At 67.5% G+C, this 19,797-nt stretch carries 2 protein-coding genes and 1 pseudogene; all 3 read right to left on the bottom strand.

What is annotated here, in order from left to right:
- Positions 1 to 151: 151 nt before the first annotated feature.
- A pseudogene (locus FMQ63_RS37770) lies at positions 152 to 322 on the bottom strand (IS3 family transposase); the annotation flags it as partial.
- A gap of 756 nt (positions 323 to 1,078) precedes the next feature.
- Entirely contained in the window at positions 1,079 to 14,782 is a 13,704-nt protein-coding gene (locus FMQ63_RS02695) for a non-ribosomal peptide synthetase (RefSeq protein ID WP_011553636.1), read from the bottom strand.
- A 60-nt stretch (positions 14,783 to 14,842) separates the two neighbouring features.
- On the bottom strand, positions 14,843 to 19,450 hold the full coding sequence (locus FMQ63_RS02700; RefSeq protein ID WP_225909262.1) for a type I polyketide synthase: 4,608 nt from the start codon (positions 19,448 to 19,450) through the stop codon (positions 14,843 to 14,845).
- Between the last annotated feature and the right edge of the window lie 347 nt (positions 19,451 to 19,797).

The following is a 19,797-nucleotide window of genomic DNA, read 5'->3' on the forward strand; positions in this document are numbered from 1 at the left end:
GCCATGGCCCGGGGGATTGCCACCTGGCTGCCGCGCTGCCCCACCTGCCACCGCTCCAACCACCCACGCTCCTCGCGCAGCCCACCCGATCTCCCCGTCCACCCGTCGGGGCCCTGACGCAGTAGTGCTAGGCGCAGCCTCGGTGCGCGAGCTGCCCCGCTTCGCGCAGTACTCGGTAGAAGCTCGCCTCGCTTGCCACGTACTCGCCCCTATCCGCCAGCCTGGGGACAATCTGCTTGGGCGAGATGTCGCGGAACTCCTTGCTGTTGGCCACGGCGAGAATGCGCCGCCGCTCCAGCTCGGAAAGCCGGTTGGCCGGCCGGGTATGTGGGCCGAACCTGCCGTCCTGGGCCGTGGCAGGCTTCCTCCAGCGTTGTTTACCGCCGGTGCCGGTACTCCTCCACAGCTCGCGACTGTGGACGCCATCATCTGCGGTGAAGAAGAGGAGACGGTTACCGCGCGTCAGCTCCAGCGGGTCCGAGCCCATGGGGCCGCGCTAGATGTCTCTCAGCAGGGCCGGAGCGGCGCCCCAGCCTGTCTGTAGGCGGCGCTCGCGGCGCCGTCATTCACTGGACCCTCCAGATCGGTGGACATGGGACCGCAGCCGGTGAGGAGTGCCAGCCCCAAGGGGAAACGTTTCCAGGGATTCATTGCGCTGCTCCTTGCGGAGCGGACGTCATGGATGGCCGCCGCCCCGGTAGAGACGCAATCTGGGAGGTGTGCCGTCCGCGGCCAGCTGCTCAGGGGGCGCAGCGGCGGGGGCGGGGGAAGTCGCTCGGGCCTCCTCCGCGGGCACAGCGTCGGCATCCACACGGCTCGCCGCCGAGCCGCGCGAGCTGGCCCCGACGCTCGACGACAGCAAGGCGCACAGGAGGCCCGTCTCCTGGCTTGCGCTCCGTGTCGATCCGGACGTCGTCGAGTGTGACATCCCGCAGGGCCACCATGCTGCCGAGCCGGACGTGGTCCACCCGGGGCTCCGACATGCGCACCCGGCTGGACGCGAAGGGACACTCGAACTCCATGCCCGGTCGCTGGAGGTAGAGCAGCAGCTCCAGGCCGGGGCAACTTCAGTCAGAGGCTACTGGGATACTGACTCGGTCGTATCGGCGCGCGCCAGAAGCTCGGTCAGGACGCGTGCGAGCGCATCGGCCCCGGGGAGTCGCAGGACGGTGTAGTGATCTCCCTGAACGACGTGCACCGCCAGTTGAGTTGCATGGCGGCTCCATCCGCGGTCTTCCGCCTCGGAAGGCTCCAGTTCGGTGTCGCTGCCGCGTAGGACTGTGAGGGAGCCTGGGAAGGTGCCCAGCGTGTGCTGTTGGAGCGCACGGACGTTGGCGGTGAAGACACGAAGCAGCGCGTGGAAGTGCTCCATGCCGGCGTCTGGGACGAAAACACCCGCCTCGCGGTCCTCCTGGAGCACGCGTTCCACCAGTGCCTGCGGGTCACTCACTGCCCCCTCCACGGTCATTGCTGACGCGATACCCGCCGTGAGCGCCAGGTCCAGCGCGAACATCGTTGCAGCGGCCGAGTCGTCGTTGGTGGTGACACCTTGGGCCAGCGAGGTGGAACTGGGCTCAATCAGGGCAAGGACCTCCACCGTCTCACCACGCTGGTGGAGCAGGCGCGCCATCTCGAAGGCGATGACGGCTCCGAGTGACCATCCTCCCAATCGGTACGGGCCCTGGGGTTGCAGGGTGCGGATGGCGTCCACGTAGCTGGCCGCCATGGAGTCGATGGACTCGAGCGGAGGCAGTGTTCCCTCCAGCCCCTGGGCCTGCAAGCCGTAGAAGGGCTGGTCAGGGCCGAGCCTGCGCGCCAGCTCGGTGTAGCAGAACACGGTGCCTCCCACGGGGTGGACGCAGAAGAAGGGCAGTCGCGAGCCACTGCGTTGAATCGGAACGAGCGGCGTCCAAAGCGCGGGTTCGCGCCGTAGGAAGGCGGCCAGCCCCTCGACAGTGGGGGTCTGGAAGAGCGCCGCGGCTGGCAGCGTTCGACCCGTTCGCGCTCGCAGCATGGACAGCAGCCGCACCGCGAGCAGTGAGTGACCGCCCAGTTCGAAGAAGTCGCTCTTCGCGCTGATTGGCGAGACACCGAGCAGTTCCTCGAAGAGACGCGCCAACTCAAGTTCGTATGCGTCGCGCGGCGGGACGTAGACCTCATGCCGCGGAGACGTTTCCTCGGGTAGCGGAAGCGCCCTGCGATCCACCTTGCCGCTCGTGTTGAGTGGTAGAGCCTCCAGGGTGACGAAGGCCGAGGGCATCATGTGCTCGGGCAGCCGTTCCTTGAGGAACGGCCGGAACGTACCGGAGTCGACGGTGGCCGCGGGCTCCGCGACCACGTATGCCACCAAGCGCTGCAGCCCTGGCGTGTCTTCTCGGACCAGGACCACGGTGTCGCGCACCGCGGGGTGTTGGCGCAGCGCGGACTCAATCTCTCCCAGTTCGATGCGGAAGCCGCGCAGCTTCACCTGGAAGTCGATGCGGCCCAGGAACTCGAGTTCGCCCTGGGGCAACCAGCGAGCCCGGTCTCCCGTCCGATAGAGACGGGCGCCGGAGGCCGTGCTGAAGGGATTGGGAATGAACCGGTCGGCGGTGAGCTCAGGACGATTCAGGTAGCCACGCGCCAAGCCCGCTCCACCAATGTAGAGCTCACCTGGCACACCTACCGGTACAGGCTGCAGGTACGCGTCCAGCACGTAGGTTTGAGCGTTCGCCAACGGACCGCCCAGCGATGGAGGCAGGGATGCTCCGCGCACAGGACGCAGCGTGGAGTCCACGGTGCACTCCGTGGGGCCGTAGACGTTGAAGCACTCGATGCGGGGATGGGCGGAGAGCCGGGCCCAGAGCGCCTCGTCCAGTGCTTCGCCCCCGGCCAACACTCGCAAGGGCCGGTGGGCCGCGAGGCCCTCGTCCAGCAGCAGGCGCAGCAGCGACGGGGCACAGTCCAGCACGTCAACGTCATTCTGCTCCAGCCACGCCAGCATGATGCGCGCATCCTCTCGAGCGGTTTGCGGCACCACGCACAGCGCATGTCCGTCCGCGAGCTGCACTAGGTGTTGCACGGAGGCGTCGAAGGACAGTGACGCGTTGAGGCTGACCCGTAGGGGCTTGTCCATGCCTGCGTAAGCGGCGGCCGCCAGCGCCGCGCGCAGGTTCATCACCGAGGCATGCTGTACCATGACGCCCTTGGGCTTGCCGGTGCTGCCTGAGGTGTAGATGACGTACGCGAGGTGTTCGGGTTCACTGAGCCTCGGTGGATTGGATTCGGACCGCGGCTCGTTCGTGGGAGCGGCGTCGTCCACGCAGAGGACTTCCACCTTGTGCCCGGCGAGCTTGTCCGCGACGCGCTGCTGCGTGAGCACGCAGCCGACGTTTGAGTCGCTCACCATGTAGGCCAGGCGCTGGGCGGGATAGGCCGGATCCATAGGGACGTAGGCGCCGCCTGCCTTGAGGATGGCGAGGACGCCGACGACCATGTCGACCGAGCGCTCCATGCACAAGCCCACGCGGACTTCGGGCCCTACGCCTCGAGTACGCAGGGCCCATGCGAGTTGGTTGGCCCGACGGTTGAGTTCGGCATAGGTGAGCGAGTGCTCATCGTCGAGCACGGCGAGGGAATCGGGAGAAAGGGCTGCACGGTCCTCGAACCGCTCGTGCAAGCATCCTTCCCAGGCGACCTCTCGGAGCGTGGCATTCCACGCCCCCAGCAGCGTGTCGCGGTCGGCCGGTGGGAGCAGCGCTGCCTGATCGTAGCGGCCACCTGGTCCCGCGGCCACGGCTTCCAGTGCGCGCAGGTAGTACTGCCCCAACTCCCGCGTCCGCTCCGCTTCGTGCCGAGTGCCCGTAGTGGAGATGGAAATCGACAGCGACGAGGTGTCCGGGTCCTGGGTGAAGGTGACTCCGAGCGGGAGTTCCATCCAGGCTGCGCCCAGCATCTCGTCCACGAAGCGCAGCCCCTTCTGTTGGGACAGCCCTCCCGCGACGTGGAAGTGGATGAAGTTGAAGAGCGTGTCGAACAGAGGCTGACCGCCGCGTTTCTGCTGGAGCCGCGCCATGGGGTAGCGGCGGTGCGGCATCAACTCCTGCTCATGCTTCGCGACCTGCTGGATGAGCTCCATCCATGTGCCGCCAGGTAGCGTCACTGGGAAAGGCACGCTGTTGAGGAACAGGCCAATCATCCGCTCACCATCCACGACTTCCGGACGACCATTGGTGACGATGCCGGTGACGACGGAGGTGCTGCCTTCGACGAAGCCCCGGACGCGCAGATGCACGGCCAGCAGCACCGTCTTGAGGGACACACCCGCCTCGTGGGCCACGCGTACCAATGCCTGCTGGAGAGAATTGGGGATGCGCACTTCGTGGTTGTGCAGCACGCGTTCGCCGTCCCTGGCCCGGTTCGGGCGAGGGCCTGGCGAGTCCATGGCTTCCATGCGCTTCAGCCAGAAGCGCTCACTCTCCGCGGACTGTTGGGCCTCACGCTCCAACGCGATGAACTGGCGGTAGGTCGCAGCCAGGGGCTGTGCCGGGGGCGCGTTGGAGTCGTCCTGCAATTCGAGGTAGCGGCCGAAGAGCTCCGAGAACAGGGTCGCGGCACTCCAGCCATCGAGGATGGCGTGGTGGAAGACGATGGTCAGTTGAACGCCGCGATCCGTGCGGCGATGCACGGCGACATGGAGCAAGGGCGCCTGGGTCCACTCGAAGGGCTTGATGCGCTCCGCTTCCACCCACTCCCGCAGGAAAGCGTCCTGCTGGGAGGGTTCCAGATGCCGAAGGTCCTCGATTCGCAGCGGTGGCCTGACCTCACGGTGGACGAGTTGGAGGGGCTCCTCGTAGCCATCCAGATGGAAGGAGGTTCGCAGGATGGCGTGACGCGCAATCAGTTCCTGAAACGCCTGACGCAGCAGCGGCTCGTCTAGCTTCAGCTCCAGATGGAAGCTGAACATGTCGTGGTAGATTCCGGCTGAGGCATCCAGCGCGCTCTCGAAGAGCATGCCCGACTGGAGCGCGGCCAGCGGGAAGGCATCCTCCACGTCTTCCGGCAGCCGCTTGCGGTCCGCTTCGGACACGAAGCCGAAGGGGGCCACGTCATGTGCGGCAGGGGAGGACTCTCCGGCGTGCTTCACCACGCCGGAGAGCTGGCGGATGGTCGGGTGCTGCAGCAGCTCCATGATAGGCAGCTCCAGGCCCCGTTCGCGTAGCTTGGCGATGACCTGGATGCTGCGGATGGAGTCTCCGCCCAGTTCGAAGAAATTATCGTCGATGCCGAGCTGGCGCAGGCCCAGGACCGCGGCCCAGATATCGGCGATAGCCTGCTCGGAGGCATCTCGTGGTGCCTCGAAGGATGCGCCCGTCAGCGCTCGGTCCGCGTCGGGGGCGGGCAGGGCCTTGCGGTCCACCTTGCCGTTTGCCGACAGTGGCAGGGACTCCATCGGAATGAAGATGGCGGGGACCAGATACTCGGGCAGCTTGCGCAGGACGTGGTCGCGTAGGGCACGTGCATCGACAGACTCCACGCCGTCTTCGCCCACGACGTAGGCCACCAGGCGCTTGTCTCCTGGAGAGTCCTCACGAGCGAGGACGACAGCCTCCTGGACGCCTGGAGCCTGCTGGAGGACGGATTCGATTTCGCCCAGCTCGATGCGGAAGCCGCGCACCTTCACCTGGAAGTCGGAGCGGCCGAGGAACTCCAGCGAGCCGTCCGCCCTCCAACGGACGCGGTCGCCGGTGCGGTAGAGGCGAGCGCCCGGGGCGGAGGAGAAGGGGTGAGGGAGGAACTTCTCAGCCGTCAACTCCGGGCGGCTTAGGTAGCCCCAGGCGAGGCCGTCGCCACCGACGAAGAGTTCGCCAGGGACGCCGACAGGGACGGGCTCCATGCGCGAGTCGAGGACGTAGGCCGTGGAGTGCCCCAGGGGCCTGCCAATGGGGACGGAGGTGCCGAAGGCCTCCCCCGCGCGAAGGGAGTGGGTGGCGGAGAAGGTGGTGTTCTCGGTGGGGCCGTAGCCGTTGACGAGGACTGCGCCGAGGGGAATGCGCTCCAGGTGCTGACGGACGCGCAGAGGCGGCAACACGTCACCGCCAGCGAGCACCTGCCGGACGCCGGCTAAGGCGTTGCCCTGGTGAAGCACCATCTGCTCGAAGAGGGCAGCGGTGAGCCAGAGGGTGGAGACGCGGTGGTGAGTCAGCAGTGCGGCGAGTTCATCCAGAGAAGGCGTGTGAGGCGGAGCGAGGACGAGGCGAGCACCGTGAAGCAGCGCGCCCCAGAGCTCCAGAGTGGACGCGTCGAAGGCGACGGGGGCCAGCTGGAGGAAGACTTCGTCAGGGCCGAAGTGGATGAAGGGGTTGGCGAGGACGAGGCGAGAGACTGCGCGGTGGGGTATGCAGACGCCCTTGGGCCGGCCGGTGCTGCCGGAGGTGAACATGACGTAGGCGAGATCATCACCGCCCACGTCCGCGGATGGAGGCGCGCCATGTGGCAAGGCGGCGATGAGGTCCGCGTCCGTGTCCACGCACACCATCAACCCGCCCGAGCTGGGCAGCTCATCGGCGAGCGACTCCTGCGTGACGAACACGCTGACGCCGGCCTCCTGAAGCAGCAAGGAAATGCGTTCAGCGGGGTAGTGGTGGTCGATGGGCACGTAGGCGCCGCCTGCCTTGAGAATGGCAAGCAGGCCCACCACCATGTCCGGCGAACGTTCCAGGCACAGGCCCACGCGGGTGCCTCGGGAAACGCCATACGCGCGCAGGTGGTGCGCGAGCTGATTTGAGCGGCGGTCCAGCTCCACGTAGGTGACGACGCTCTCACCGCTGATAAGCGCCATGGCGTCTGGCGTGCGAGTCGCCTGATCGGAGAAGAGAACGTGAGTCGGTGTATCGCGCGGGAACACGGCGGACGTCGCGTTCCAGTCGACCAGGAGCTGCTGACGCTCTTCTGTGCGCAGAAGGGGCAACTCGACCAGACGCTGGTTCTCATCCGTGACGATGGCTTCCAGCAGCGTGCGGAAGTGCCCCATCATGCGCGCGGCGGTGGAGGCATCGAAGAGGTCGGTGTTGTAGTTCAGTGCGCCGGAGAGCCCTTCCAGGGTCTCTTCCAGCAAGAGACTCAAGTCGAATTTGACGGTCTCCAGCTCCGTCTCCAGCACATGCAACGATAGCCCCTGCAACTCAAGTCGCACGGGCGGCGTGTTTTGCAGGGTGAAGGTGACCTGGAAGAGCGGCGAGCGGCTCGGGTCTCTCGCGGGTTGCAGCACCTCGACCAGCTTTTCGAACGGCACGTCCTGGTGTTCAGACGCACCCAGCGCCGCCGCCTTTGCCTGAGCCAACAGCTCACGGAAGGGGAGCTCCGGCGACATGCGGGCCCGGAAGACCAGCGTATTGACGAAGAAGCCGATGAGCCCTTCCAGCTCCGGCCGGGTGCGGCCCGCGATGGGCGAACCGACGCAGAGGTCCTGCTGACCGGAGTAGCGCGAAAGCAGCAACTGCCAGGTCGCCAGCAGGACCATGAAGGGCGTCGCCTCCTGACGACGCGCCAGTGCAGTCACAGCCTCGGAGAGCTTCGCGGGCATCCTCACCGGGAGGAGCGCTCCCCGGTACGTCTGCACCGCTGGGCGCGGCCTGTCGGTAGGCAGCTCCAGGGCCGCGGGGGCTCCATCGAGCTGTTCACGCCAGTAGTTCAGCCGTGAGTCAAGCACCGGCCCCTGCATCCATTCTCGCTGCCAGAGGGCGTAGTCGGCGTACTGCACCGAAAGCGGGGGCAGCTGTGCATCGCGGCCCTGGACGGCGGCTTCGTAGCCCTCCGCCACCTCCCGTACCAGCACGCCCACGGACCAGCCGTCGGACACGATGTGGTGCATCGTGACGAACAGGACGTGCCTGTCCGAAGCCAGCCTGAGCAAGCGCGCCCGGAAGAGCGGGCCGCGCACCAGGTTGAACGGGAGATGGGCCTCCTCGTTCGCGAGCTGACGAGCCCGGGCATCACGCTCACCTTCGGGCAGGGTGGAGATGTCCGTGATGGGCAACTCCAGCGTCTTGATCGGATGGACGACCTGTACGGGCAGGTCCCCCTCGTTCCGGAACGTCGTGCGCAGCGCCTCGTGTCGCTGCACCACCCGCAACAGGGACTGCTCCATCGCGCGAGCGTCGAGGGCTCCGTCGATGGCCACCGCCGCGGGGTTGTTGTACGTCGCGGTGTCGGGCGTCAGTTGCTCCATCACCCACAGCCGCTGCTGGACGAAGGACTGGGGCAGTGGACGATCGCGTGGCGCGGCACGGATGGGCGGCAGGGCACTTGCGGTGCCGCGAGCCCGCTCGGAATCCAGACGCGCGGCAAGCGCCGCCACCGTGCTCTGCTCGAAGAGGGCCCGCAGCGGCAGGTCTACGTCGAAGTCCTGCCGCAGCCGCGTTACCAACTGGGTGGCCAGGAGCGAGTGGCCCCCGAGTGCGAAGAAGTCATCCTCGGCGTTGACTGTCTCGACATGCAGCAGAGTGGCCCAGTGAGCGGCGACACGACGCTCCGTTTCCGTGCTGAGCGGGCGTGTGGCGGCACTCCGAGGGGCTTCCGGTGCCGGCAGGGCCTTGCGGTCCAGCTTGCCATTGGGGGTGAGTGGCAGGGCCTCCAATGTGACGAAGGCCGAGGGCACCATGTGCTCGGGCAGCCGCTCCTTGAGGAACGGGCGGAACGTACCGGAGTCCACGACGGTGGTGGCCTCCGCCTCCGCGACCACGTACGCCACCAGGCGTTGCAGCCCTGGCGTGTCTTCGCGTACCAGGACCACGGTGTCGCGCACCGCGGGGTGTTGGCGCAGCGCGGACTCAATCTCTCCCAGTTCGATGCGGAAGCCGCGCACCTTCACCTGGAAGTCGATGCGGCCCAGGAACTCGAGTTCGCCCTGGGGCAACCAGCGAGCCCGGTCTCCCGTCCGATAGAGACGGGCGCCGGAGGCCGTGCTGAAGGGATTGGGAATGAACCGGTCGGCGGTGAGCTCAGGACGATTCAGGTAGCCACGCGCCAGGCCCGCGCCACCAATGTAGAGCTCGCCGGGCACACCTACCGGTACAGGCTGCAGGTACGCGTCCAGCACGTAGGTCTGAGCGTTCGCCAACGGACCGCCCAGCGATGGAGGCAGGGACGCTCCGCGCACGGGACGCAGCGTGGAGTCCACGGTGCACTCCGTAGGGCCGTAGACGTTGAAGCACTCGATGTGGGGATGGGCGGAGAGCCGGGCCCAGAGCGCCTCGTCTAGTGCCTCGCCGCCGGCCAGTACGCGCAAAGGGCTGTGTGCGGCCAGACCCTCGTCCAGAAGCAGCCGCAGTTGTGAGGGAGCGCAGTCCAGGACGTCCACGGAATGCCGCTCCAACCACGCGAGCATCAGGCGGGTGTCCTCTCGTGTCGCTTGTGACACCACGCACAGCGCATGTCCGTCCGCGAGCTGCACCAGTTGCTGCACGGACGCGTCAAAGGACAGCGACGCATTGAGGCTGACGCGGAGGGGCTTGCCCACACCTGCGTAGGCGGTGGCTGCCAGCGCCGCGCGCAGGTTCATCACCGAGGCGTGCTGCACCATGACGCCCTTGGGCATGCCGGTGCTACCCGACGTATAGATGACGTAGGCGAGGTGCTGGGGTCTGCTGAGTCGCGGCGGGTTGGACGCGTCCCGTGAACCGTTCACGAGCCCTGCGTCATCCACACAGAGGACCTCCACCTTGTGCCCGGCAATCTTGTCCGCGACTCGCTGCTGCGTGAGCATGCAGCTGACATTCGAGTCACTCACCATGTAGGCCAGGCGCTGGGCGGGATAGGCCGGATCCATGGGGACGTAGGCGCCGCCTGCCTTGAGGATGGCGAGGACGCCTACGACCATGTCGACCGCGCGCTCCATGCAGAGGCCCACTCGGACCTCGGGCCCTACGCCTCGGGTACGCAGGGCCCAGGCGAGCTGGTTGGCCCGACGGTTGAGTTCGGCATAGGTGAGCGAGTGCTCATCGTCCAGCACGGCGAGAGCATCGGGAGAAAGGGCCGCACGGTCCTCGAACCGCTCGTGCAAGCAGCCTTCCCAGGCGGCCTCCCGGCGCGTGGCATTCCACGCCTCCAGCAGCGTGTCGCGGTCGACCGGTGGGAGCAGCGCTGCCTGCTCGTAGCGGCCACTTGGTCCCGCGGCCACGGCTTCCAGTGCGCGCAGGTAGTACTGCCCCAACTCCCGCGTCCGCTCCGCTTCGTGCCGAGTGCCCGTGGTGGCGATGGAGACCGATAGCGACGAGGTGTCGGGATCCTGGGTGAAGGTGACGCCCAGCGGGAGTTCCATCCAGGCGGCGCCCAGCATCTCGTCCACGAAGCGCAGCCCCTTCTGTTGGGACAGCCCCCCCGCGACGTGAAAGTGGATGAAGTTGAAGAGCGTGTCGAACAGAGGCTGACCGCCGCGCTTCTGCTGGAGCCGCGCCATGGGGTAGCGGCGGTGCGGCATCAACTCCTGCTCATGCTTCGCGACCTGCTGAATGAGCTCCAGCCATGTGCCTCCAGGCAGCGTCACCGGGAAGGGGACGCTGTTGAGGAACAGGCCAATCATCCGCTCACCATCGACGACTTCGGGGCGGCCGTTGGTGACGATGCCGGTGACGACGGAGGTGCTGCCTTCGACGAAGCCGCGGACGCGCAGATGCACGGCCAGCAGCACCGTCTTGAGGGACACACCCGCCTCGTGAGCCACGCGTAGCAAGGCCTGCTGGAGAGGCCCGGGGATGCGCACGTCGTGGGTGTGTAGGACGCGCTCGTCGTCCCGGGACCGGAGCGGGCGCGGACTTGCTGCGTCCACTCCATCCATGCGCCGCAGCCAGAACCGCTCGCTCTCATGGGAGTTCTGGGTTTCACGCTCCAAGGCCACGAACTGCCGGTAGGTGGCGGCCGGGGACGGCGCGGCAGGGGTTTCAGTGCCCTCCAGCAATTCGAGGTAGCGGCCGAAGAGTTCCGAGAGAAGGGTCGCGGCGCTCCAGCCATCGAGGATGGCGTGGTGGAAGACGATGGTCAGCTGGACGGTGGTTTCCGACCGGCGATGCACGCAGAGCCGCATCAGCGGCGCCTGGTTCCAGGTGAACGGCTGGACGCGTTCCTTCTCCGCCGACACCTGCAAGTAGGCCGTTTGCTGGGGGGCCTCCAGGTGCTGGAGGTCTTCGAACTTCAGCGGCGGTTCCACTTCACGGTGGACGAGCTGGAGGGGCTCTTCGTGGCCGTCCAAGTGGAACGACGTGCGCAAGATGGCGTGACGCGCGAACAGCTCCCGGAAGGCTTGTTGCAGCAGCGGTTCGTTCAGCGCCATCTCCACATGGAAGCTGAACATGTCGTGGTAGATGCCGGCTGAGGCATCCAGCGCGCTCTCGAACAACATGCCTGACTGGAGCGCGGCCAGCGGGTAGGCGTCTTCCACGTCCTCGGGCAGCCGCTGACGGTCTGCCTCGGACACGAGGCTGAAGGGCGCGATCTGGCCCGCGGGGGCCACGCTCGTGGCTTTGATGACACCGGTGAGTTCGCGGATGGTCGGGTGCTGGAGCAACTCCAGCGTGGGCAGTTCCAGGCCTTGTTCCCGCAGCTTCGCGATGACCTGGATGCTGCGGATGGAGTCGCCACCCAACTCGAAGAAGCTGTCGTCGATGCCGACCTGACGGAGGCCCAGGACCTCGGCCCAGATATCGGCAAGGGTCTGCTCGGAGGCGTTCCGCGGTGCTTCGAACGGCGTTCCTGTCCGATTCAGGTCCGCGTACGGGGCGGGCAGCGCCTTGCGGTCCACCTTGCCGTTGGGGGACAGCGGCAGGACCTCCAGCGGCATGAACACCGCGGGCAGCATGTATTCGGGCAGCCGCGCCTTGAGGAATGTGCGGATGCCGCCCACAGCATTCGCGGCCTGTTCTTCCGACCGCGCTGCGGCGGTGGGCACGAAGTAAGCCACGAGACGCTTGTCGCCTGGGGCGTCCTCACGAGCGAGGACGACAGCCTCCTGGACGCCTGGAGCCTGCTGGAGGACGGATTCGATTTCGCCCAGCTCGATGCGGAAGCCGCGCACCTTCACCTGGAAGTCGGAGCGGCCGAGGAACTCCAGCGAGCCGTCCGCCCTCCAACGGACGCGGTCGCCGGTGCGGTAGAGGCGAGCGCCCGGGGCGGAGGAGAAGGGGTGAGGGAGGAACTTCTCAGCCGTCAACTCCGGGCGGCTTAGGTAGCCCCAGGCGAGGCCGTCGCCACCGACGAAGAGTTCGCCAGGGACGCCGACGGGGACGGGCTCCATGCGCGAGTCGAGGACGTAGGCCGTGGAGTGCCCCAGGGGCCTGCCAATGGGGACGGAGGTGCCGAAGGCCTCCCCCGCGCGAAGGGAGTGGGTGGCGGAGAAGGTGGTGTTCTCGGTGGGGCCGTAGCCGTTGACGAGGACGGCGCCGAGGGGAATGCGCTCCAGGTGCTGACGGACGCGAAGAGGAGGCAACACGTCACCGCCAGCGAGCACCTGCCGGACACCGGCCAAGGCGTTGCCCTGGTGAAGCACCATCTGCTCGAAGAGGGCAGCGGTGAGCCAGAGGGTGGAGACGCGGTGGTGAGTCAGCAGTGCGGCGAGTTCGTCCAAAGAAGGCGTGTGAGGCGGAGCGAGGACGAGGCGTGCACCGTGAAGCAGGGCGCCCCAGAGTTCCAGGGTGGAAGCGTCGAAGGCGACGGGGGCGAGTTGGAGGAAGACTTCGTCAGGGCCGAAGTGGATGAAGGGGTTGGCGAGGACGAGGCGAGAGACTGCGCGGTGAGGAATGCAGACGCCCTTGGGCCGGCCGGTGCTGCCGGAGGTGAACATGACGTAGGCGAGATCATCACCGCCCACGGTCGCGGGCAGAGGCGCGTCATGCGGCAAGGCGGTGATGACGTCCGCGTCTGTGTCTACACACACATGCTTGCTGTTGGATGCAGGGAGCCCTTCCGCCAGTGGCTTCGTCGTGACGAGCACGCCGATGCCGGCCTCCTGAAGCAGCAAGGAGATGCGCTCAGCGGGGTAGTGGTGATCGATGGGCACGTAGGCGCCGCCGGCCTTGAGGATGGCGAGAAGTCCCACCACCATGTCCGGAGAGCGCTCCAGGCACAGGCCCACGCGGGTGCCTCGGGAAACGCCGTACGTGCGCAGGTGATGCGCGAGTTGATTCGCACGACGCTCCAACTCCGCATAGGTGACGAGGGTCTCACCACTGACAAGCGCCACGGCGTCTGGCGCGCGAGCCGCCTGCTCGGAGAAGAGCGAGTGAATCGGCGTCTCACGTGGAAACGCCGTGGACTTCGCGTTCCAGTCGACCAGGAGCTGTTGACGCTCCTCGGTGCGCAGTAGGGGCAGCTCGGAGAGTCGCTGGTCGGCGTTCTCAACCACGCTCTCCAGCAGGCGCACGTAGTGGCGATCCATCCGTTCGACGGTCTTCGCGTCGAACAGGTCCGCGCAGTACTCGATGCGGCCGATGAACCGGTCCGGCCGGTCCTCGCGCAGCTCCATCAGCAGGTCGAACTGGGACACGCCCAGATCCAACTCCACGTAACGCGCGAGCAGGCCCGGAATCCGCAGGGCCGGCTGAGGCACGTTCTGGAGGACGAAGACGGCCTCGAAGAACGGATTGCGGCTGGGGTCGCGGGGCGGTTGCAGCTCCTCCACAAGCTTGTCGAAGGGCACGTCCTGGTGTGAGTAGGCATCCAGGCAGACCTGCCGCACCCGGTGCAGGAATGAGCGGAACGTCGGGTCCCCCGAGGCATCCGCACGCATCACCAGCATGTTGACGAAGAATCCGATGAGCGGTTCGAGCTCGGGGGCCCGGCGGTTGGCGACAGGCGAGCCCACCGCGAAGTCCTGCTGGCCGCTGTAGCGGTGCAGCAGCGTCTGGTAGGCCGCCATCAGCACCATGAAGAGCGTGGCGCCTTCCTTCTGCGCCAGTTGCTTGAGCTTCCGTGCCAGCTCTGGCTCGAGCCGGAAGTGGTGCCACCCGCCGCGATACGTCTTCAGCGCCGGTCGGGGATGGTCCGACGGAACGACCAGCGCGGAAGGCTGCGGCGTGAGCTGTCGTCGCCAGTAATCGAGCTGACCGGCCAGTTCCCGCGTTTCGAACTGCTCGCGCTGCCACCGCGCGTAGTCCGGGTACTGGAGTTCCAACTCCGGCAGGGGCGAAGGCTGGCCCTCCTCGAAGGCTTTGTAGAGCGCCATCAACTCCTGGAGGAACACGCCCAGGGACCACTGGTCCGTTACGGAGTGGTGCAGGGTCAACAGCACCAGTGCGTGCTGCGCATCGAGCCGCAGGATGCCGACTCGCAGCAGCGGCCCGGCGGAGAGGTCGAACTCGAAGTTGGCCTCCGCGATGATGCGGCGGCGTACCTCATCTCCCTGCGCCTCCAGGGACAGCGCGGACAGGTCCTCTTCGGGGAGGGTGAGCTCCAGCGAGGGGGCGACCACCTGCACCGGATCTCCGCCGTGGCTCCTCAGCGTCGTGCGCAGGGATTCGTGACGGCGCACCACCTCGTTCACACAACGGGTGAGCAGGGCCCGGTCCAGCCGCCCGAAGAACTCCACGCTCACGTGGACGTTGTAGGCAGCCATGCTGCTGGGATCCAGCTCATGCAGGACCCACAGACGCTGCTGAGGGAAGGATGCAGGAGCGGGTTCGTTGCTTTCGCGCCGGACCAGGACGGGCGCCGCCGCGTGAGGCTGCGCCGACTGCTGCTCTTGGAGGAGCAGGTCGAGAAGGGCGCGCTGCGAGGGAGAAAGCTGCTCGAGGGCCCGAGAGATGTCAGTCATCGAAGTCGATATCCAGAAAGTGGGGGGATCGGGTGCTCCAGCGGGGACTGGAGCTTCCGTTCACGCGGCCTTCACGCCGCGGCGCCGAAGCTCTTCGGCGAGCTCCTGCTCGGAGACGCGGGTGACCCGGTCGAGCAGCTCGCGATAGAGGGACTCTTGTTGCCGCGCCTGGAGGTCGGCGATTGCCTTCGCCAGACCCGCCACGGTGGGCGACGTGAAGAGCAGTGCCAGACTCAGGTCCAGCTGCAGCCGTGAGCGAAGGCGCCCGACGACCTGCGTGGCGAGCAGCGAGTGCCCGCCCAGCTCGAAGAAGTGGTCGTGCCGCGCCACCTGTTCGACACCCAGGACCTCCTGCCACAGGGCCGCGATGACACGCTCCAGCTCATTGGCGGGAAGCTCTTCGTCTCCGGTGCGGACCTTGCGAGCGACCTTGGGCAGCGCGACCGCCCGCTGGAGCCACGCAGTCAGTCGCCGTGACACGTCACCCGTGGCCACCACCACCGGGCCATCCAGGCCGCCCGTGACGACTCGCTGGAAGGCCTCGGTGGCTTCGTTCTCGGTCATGGCATACGGCTCGAGGCCAGGAGCGCGCGCATCGCTGGCGCCGGCCGCTCGCGGCCACGGGTCCCAGGCCACGCTCATCCAAGGCGTTCCTGCGCTCCGGCTGCGGTGAGCCGCGAACGCATCCACGAAGAGGTTGGCCGCCGTCGAAGGCGTGTCGCCGAAGGGCGACAGCACCGCCGCCGACGCGGAGAACAGCATCACGAAGTCCAGCGCCCGGTCGCGCAGGACGTCCTCCAGCACGTACGTGCCGCGCACCTTGGCGCGGAAACGGGCCTCCGCGTCCGGGTTCGTCGCGGAGGGCGGGGTCCGTTCGGGCGGAGCCAGGGGAAGGTCCGCGCAGTGCAGCACCCCGTGGAGCGCGCCGAAGAGCTGGTCCACCTCGGCCAGGACTTCCTGCATCCAGTGCGGCTTGGAGACGTCGGCGCTCAGGACGAGCACCTCTGCTCCGTGTGACTCCAATTCACGCACGCGCCGGATGAGCAGGCTGGCGTCGTCGTCCTCACCCTGGGTGGAAACCCAATCGTCCCAGAGACGCCGGGGCGGCAGCGGCGTGCGGCCCACCAGCGCCAGCCGCGCCTGCTTCGTGCGCGCCAGATGGCTGGCCAGCAGCAGGCCCACGCGGCCCAGGCCGCCGGTGATGAGGTACACGCCGCGCTCACGCAGAGGTCGCGCGGGGGCGGCCGTCTCCGTCAGCCGAACGGGAGACAGCTCCTGGACCCAGCGGCGTGAACCGCGCAAGGCCACCCGGACGTCTCGTGCCTCCGTGGCGAGCTCGGCGACGAGCTGTTCGGCCAGGGCCGCAACGCCTTCTGCGCCAGGGAGGATCACATCGACGCCGCGCGCGGTGATGTGCACGTGTTGCTGCGACAGCACCTGGCAGGGGCCCAACAGGGGCGCCTTCTCCGGCAGCGCCTCCGCTCGGCCGTCCGGGTCGAACAGGTGGTTGGAGATGACCTCCACCCGGAGTGGGCGCGCATCCTTCAGTCCGGCAAGGGCTTGCCCCAGGTGCACCACGCTGTAGTAGCCCAACGCTTGCGCGGCCTGGAACCGCGTCAGTATGGACTCGCGCTCGCCCTGCGGCGTCAGGCTCCACAGGTGGACGAACACTTCAGGCCGGGGTGTCAGGTCCTCCAGCGCGCTCAGCAGCGCGGCGTAGTCTCCAGGTGCGCTCGGAGCCACGGTGAAGCGCCGCTCATCGTCACGGGAGAACGCGGCGCCCGCGTGCACGGTGACGACGTACTGTCCCGCCTCTTCCAACCGAGAGACGAGCCGCGAGGCCAACGGACCTCCGTCGGTGAACACCACCCAGCACCGGGGCTGGGCGAGCGCCGAGGGCGCCAGCGTGGCCGGAGGCGTGCGCCGCCACGAGGGCAGGTGAAACCAGTCCGCGATGTCGGTCAGCTTGCTGGCGCCCGCGGCCTGCGAGGCCAGCAGCGCGGCGGACCGGTCCAGAGGAGCAACCCAATATCGCTGCCCTTCGAAGGGGTACGTGGGAAGGGGGATGCGCCGGACCGTCTCCGTCCCGTGCACGCCGCTCCAGTCCACCTCCACGCCCGCGAGCCACAGCCGTCCCAGCGCATTCAAGAAGACGGCCTCGTCCGGCTGGTCATCCTTGGGATGGCGCGCGGAGGAGACGATGGTGCGCGCGCCGGCGGGCTCGCCTTGGAGCCTTGCCACGGCGGTCAGCGACTGCGCGGGCCCCACCTCCAGCAGGACGCGCGTCGAGTCCTCCAGCAGCACCTGCATGCCGTCCCGGAAGCGTACCGAGTGGCGCAGATGGTCCACCCAGTACTGAGGCCGCGTCACCTCGTCCCCCGTGACGGGCTGGCCGGTCCGGCTGGAAATGTAGGGGCGCTCGGGGGGACGGAGCGTCAGACGGGACACGCGCTCGTGGAAGCGCGGCAGGATGCGCTCCAGCATGCGCGAGTGCGCCGCCGCCTCCACGTGCAGTTGGCGGTGCTCCACGCCTCGCGCCGTCAGCTCCGCCATCAATCGCTTCACCTCCGCCAGTGGGCCGGAGACCACGCACTGCGAGGGCGCATTCACCGCCGCGAGGTCCAACTCCTGGCCCAGCAGCGGCACCACCTCCGCCTCGGGAAGGCTGATGCTCAGCATGGACCCGGCGGGCAGCTCATCCATGAGCTGGCCACGCAGCGCCACCAGGGCCGCCGCATCCTCCACCGACAGCACACCGGCGATGCACGCCGCCGCGTACTCGCCCAGGCTGTGGCCGAGCATCTGCTCCGGCTCCACGCCACATGACATCCACAGCCGCGCAAGGGCGTACTCCGTCAGGAAGATGGCGGGCAGCGCGAGCGCGTTGCGGGAGAGCCCCGGCACCTCCTGGAGGGGCTCCTGGTAGAGCACCGTGCGCAGATCCACGCCCAGGTGCGGGCGCAGGACGCTGGCGACCTCGTCGGCGGCCTCACGGAAGACGGGCTCCGTGCGGTAGAGGCCCGCGCCCATGCCCAGGTGGTGGGTGCCTCCTCCCGGGAAGAGGAACGCCACGGGGCGGCCTCGTGCCTCTTGCTTCAGCGTCACCAGCCGCTCTGGCTCCTCGCCTCGCAACACGCGGATGGCGTGCTCCCGGTCCTTCACCACGGCGATGCGGCGGTGCTGGAAGGCCTGCCGTCCCACTTGCAGCGTGTAGGCCACGTCCTTCAGCGCCTGCTCCGGGTGTTGTTCCAGGTGGCTGGCCAGCGCCTCCGTCGCGGTATCCAGGGCGGTGCTTGTCTTCGCCGACAACGGCAGCACGTACCAGGGACGGGCGTCCGCGGTGGGGGCGACGGCTGGGGCCTCCTCCAGGATGACGTGCGCGTTGGTGCCACCAATGCCAAAGGCGCTGACACCGGCTCGGCGAGGGGAGGGGCCCGGCGCCCAGTCCCTCAGGGTGGCGTTGACGAAGAAGGGACTGGTGGCGAAGTCAATCTGCGGATTGGGCTCCTGGAAATGCAGCGTGGGCGGCAGCTGCTGGTGCTTCAGTGCGAGGACCGTCTTGATGAGGCTGGCGATGCCAGACGCGGCATCCAGGTGGCCGATGTTGGGCTTCACCGAGCCGAGCGCGCAGAAGCCTGTGTCCTGCGTGCTCGTCCGGAAGGCGCGGGTGAGCGCGCGGACCTCGATGGGGTCTCCCAGTTGGGTGCCCGTGCCATGGGCCTCCACATAGGTGATGCTCCGCGCGTCCACCTCCGCGGTCAGCAAGGCATTGCGGATGACGCGTGACTGGCCTTGGACGCTGGGGGCGTTGAAGCTGGCTTTCTGGGCGCCGTCGTTGTTGATGGCCGAGCCACGGATGACGGCGTGGATGGTGTCTCCATCCTCCAGGGCGTCCTCCAGGCGCTTGAGCACCACCAGGCCCGCGCCGTTACCGAAGAGGGTGCCCTGCGCCTGCGCATCAAAGGTGCGGCAGCGTCCGTCTGGCGATGCAACACCACCAAATTGATACAGGTAGCCGGTGCGCTGAGGCGACTGGAGGGCCACACCGCCAGCGAGGGCCATGCGGCATTCGCCCGCGAGGAGCGCCTGGGCAGCCAGGTGCACCGCAACCAGTGAGGTGGAGCAGGCGGTGTGCAGCGAATAGGCCGGACCCTTCAGGTTGAGCCGGTGCGCCACCCGCGTGCTGAGGAAGGCCAGGTCGTTGCCGAGGCCCACCTCGAACGCGCCGAGCATCCCCAGTGCGGCCGGGTTGGAGAAGAGATTGAAGACGTACGTGTTGGTTCGGGCTCCCGCGTAGACGCCGATGTGCTCCCGATAGCGCTCGGGGTCGTAGCCCGCGTCTTCCAGGGCCGCCCAGGCACACTCCAGGAAGACACGCTGCTGCGGATCCATCACCTCGGCTTCCTTGGGGGTGATGCCGAAGAAGGCCGCGTCGAACAGGTCCGCGCCCTCGATGGGGGCCGCGGCGCGCACGTACTGCGGCGACTTGCGCAGCGCCGGGTCCTCCATGACGGAAGGCTCCAGCTCCGACTCCTGGAGGAAGGTGATGGACTCGACGCCATCCCGAAGGTTCCGCCAGTACGCCTCGGCGTTACAGGCCCCGGGAAAGCGGCACGCCATCCCGATGATTGCAATCTCCAGCCCGTTCCAGTGGGTGTCGCCAGCCATGATTTCTTGAGTCCCCAAGATGTTTTCGGGAGCCGGAGGACCCGCACGCTCGCGCGCAGCGGTTCCATTCCGGAGCACGCCGGGGCCCTGGCGCGCGAAACAGCAAGCAACGAAGCAGGCCCCCCAGCGCCTCAAGTAAAGCAGCTTTCAATGTGAAAGTCGCTAGAGCACGAAAAACTTATATGGTGCGTCAAGTTACTTTTTCTAGGTAAATTGACTAGGCAGTTATCGCTGGATTACGGCTGGGGTTACCACAGCAGGCAATGTCATACTGGTACCAGGATGAGCTACCTGGAGTGTAGTTGCCGTTCTCGGAGAGAGCGGGCGAGCACGCGGCAGGCAGGTGC

It is taken from the genome of Myxococcus sp. CA005, from assembly GCF_006518205.1.
GTDB lineage: Bacteria > Myxococcota > Myxococcia > Myxococcales > Myxococcaceae > Myxococcus > Myxococcus xanthus.

Excerpts from the sequence above, each read along its gene's own strand:
- FMQ63_RS02695 (WP_011553636.1), bottom strand. The coding sequence starts at position 14,782 with ATGACTGACATCTCTCGGGCCCTCGAGCAGCTTTCTCCCTCGCAGCGC.
- FMQ63_RS02700 (WP_225909262.1), bottom strand. The coding sequence starts at position 19,450 with ATGGCTGGCGACACCCACTGGAACGGGCTGGAGATTGCAATCATCGGG.